General features: G+C 67.4%; 3 protein-coding genes. All 3 read right to left on the bottom strand.

Features of this window, described 5'->3' with window-relative positions:
* A partial coding sequence (locus VF468_31025) for a hypothetical protein (GenBank protein HEX5882718.1) occupies nt 1-243 on the bottom strand: 243 nt, incomplete at its 3' end.
* 547 nt (nt 244-790) lie between these two features.
* Complete coding sequence (gene istB, locus VF468_31020; protein ID HEX5882717.1) at nt 791-1,594, bottom strand: IS21-like element helper ATPase IstB; 804 nt, start codon at nt 1,592-1,594, stop codon at nt 791-793.
* A partial coding sequence (locus VF468_31015; GenBank protein ID HEX5882716.1) for an IS21 family transposase occupies nt 1,591-2,468 on the bottom strand: 878 nt, incomplete at its 5' end. The genes istB and VF468_31015, both read right to left, overlap by 4 nt.

Below are 2,468 nucleotides of genomic sequence, written 5' to 3'. Positions count from 1 at the left end.
CACTTCGTCATAGATACCCAAATCAAGCCGGTCCTCAGGCTGAGCCAACTCAAACCTCGCTGCCTGAGCTGTGTCGTAAATCGAGAAGACTGCGGAGGCTGTTGCACTTTGCACCTCGAGGGTGAATGTGAGATGCCCCGTCCTCAGGTACACAGTGTTGACTGGACTTGAGGTGGCGCGCCCTATATATGCCTCAGCGTTCCAAAAGGTGGTTGGGGGCGAGAAGGCCACGGTCCTGTACATGCTCAGCGAAATCGTGGCGAATACTTGAAGCTCAGGAAAGTATGCCTCTACAGTTCGCGAACGTGGACCCGTTGTCGGGCTGCTGCCCTGTGTCAATTGCTCGGTGTAAAAGATTCCTGACATGACAACCCCATCGGTCGAAGATCCAGCCTGAGAGGCTCTGTGAAGGACATTCAACTGACGAACCACTGCCGCTGTCAATCGCCCGGAGACCCCTAGCCGGGCTCCGCCTCGGACCGCCGAGGCCGGTGGCTGAGTCGGTCGTGTGAGTCGCGCTGGGCTCTGGCGAAGGTCGTGGTCTCGGGGTCACGCTGGTTCCTTTTGTCAACTTCATCTGGCCCCGGCCGTAGGGCTGCGGTGAGTGGTGCGGTGGCATGGCGGATGACGACGGTGAGGGGTGGCCGGTAGTCGTCGGGGGCTCCGAACAGGTCCCAGGAGAACTGGCTGGCATGGTCGGGGTCGTCGAGCCAGTGGGCGAGTTGGCCGAGCCAGAATGCTGCGGTGGCCAGGTCCGTCGGATCGATCTTCACGTGGTCGGTGACAGCACTCATGGCTCCTCTTTGGTGATCTTGGTCGTGGCTTTGGCGGCGCGCGCGTGGGCGAGGCGGTAGGACTGGGTGCCGGTCTGGATGATCTGGCCGTGATAGGTGAGTCGGTCGACGATCGCGGCACAGAGCCGGGGGTCGATGATCGTCTTCGTCCAGCCCGAGAAGGCCTCGTTCGACGCGACCGCGATGCTCGCCTTCTCCTCCCGGTCGGTGAGAACCTCGAACAGCAGCTCGGCGCCCCGTCGATCCAATTCGAGGTAGCCCAGTTCGTCGACCAGGAGGAGATCGACCCGGCCGTAGCGGGCGACGGTGCGGACCAGAGCCCGGTCGTCGGCGGCTTCGGCGAGCTCGTTGACCAGTTTCGATGCCAGGGTGTACTTGACCCGGTAGCCGTGCTCGGCGGCTACGGTGCCCAGGGCGATCAGCAGATGCGTTTTCCCGGTCCCGGAGTCTCCGATCAGGCACAGCGGTCTGCCGTCGCGAACCCATTGGCAGGTGGCGAGCTGGTGCACGGTGGCCGGATTCACGGCCGGGTTGGCGGTGAAGTCGAACTCCTCGAGCCGTTTCGGCCTGGGGAACCCGGCGGCGTTGATCCTGCGCGTTGCGCGGCGGGCGGTGCGGTCGTCGCATTCTGCCATCACCAGCTCGGCCAAGAACCCGAGGTAGGACAACTGTTCACGGTCGGCGGCGGCGGCGATCTCGGCGAACCGGGTCCGCATGGTCGGCAGCCGCAGCGCGCGGCAGGCTGCCTCGATCGCCGCCGCGGCCGCCGGCTCCGGGTCGAGACGCCTTGGCGCCGTCATCGTTCGCCGCCGGCGCTCGTGGTCTGGTCGAGGTCGAGCAGGGAGTCGTAGCGGTCCACGGCGGGCAGCGGACGCGGATCGGTCGGCAGCACCGTGACCTGGGCCAGGTCGGCCCCGTCACCGCGGCCGGTTCGCCGGGGCAGGATCAGCGGCACCGGGCCGGGAACCGGCGACCCGGCGGCGGCCCGGGCTTCGACCGCGACCATGTCTGGTGAGGGGTTGCCGAGCCGCACCGCTGCCCTCATCCCCGCCTCGATCTGTGCCGGTTCCATCCGGCGGTGCAGCAGCAGAACCTCCACCAGGGCCCGGGTGCCGGCCGAGTCGCCGAGTTGGGCCCGGGCCATCGCCCAGAACGCGTCATGGGTGGCGGTGAAGCTGCCCGCGTTCCGGGCCTGCTGCAGTGCGGTCGCGCCGGGCAGTGCGCCCGGCTTACGCTGCAGCACCTCCAGGTAGTGGTCCAAGATCAACGACTGGCCGCCGCGGGCCAGCAGCCGCTCATGGGTGGCGACCAGTCGGGTCCGGTCGTAAACCCGGAGCTGGGCGGCACCCAGCTGGACCCGGACGGTGTGGCCGATCAACCGTGCCGGGACCGAGTACAGGCACTGCCGGACGGTGACCCGGGCCTGCCGGTCCACTCGCGGGGTCAAGCTCAGCCAGGTCGGGAACGGTTCGGCCGGCAACGGCCGCAGCAGCAGCCGTTCCTGCTGCCAGTCGTGCCCCACCGTGTGGACCCGGTTCCCGATCCGCCGATGATCATCCTTCGCGTCGGCCGCGGCGAGCAGCTCGTTCAGCTCCGCGATCGAGTCGACCCTGGGCATCGGCACGCAATGGTTCCGCCGGAACCGGCCACCCTCGCCCTCCACCCCGCCCTTCT

This window comes from Actinomycetota bacterium, assembly GCA_036280995.1.
Taxonomy (GTDB): Bacteria; Actinomycetota; CALGFH01; order CALGFH01; family CALGFH01; genus CALGFH01.
The sequence above is the reverse complement of the archived record's forward strand: the minus strand, read 5'-3'. Positions and strand labels throughout refer to the sequence as shown.

Bases quoted from the DNA above. Each gene is read 5' to 3' on its own strand.
- istB (HEX5882717.1), bottom strand. From the start codon at position 1,594: ATGACGGCGCCAAGGCGTCTCGACCCGGAGCCGGCGGCCGCGGCGGCG.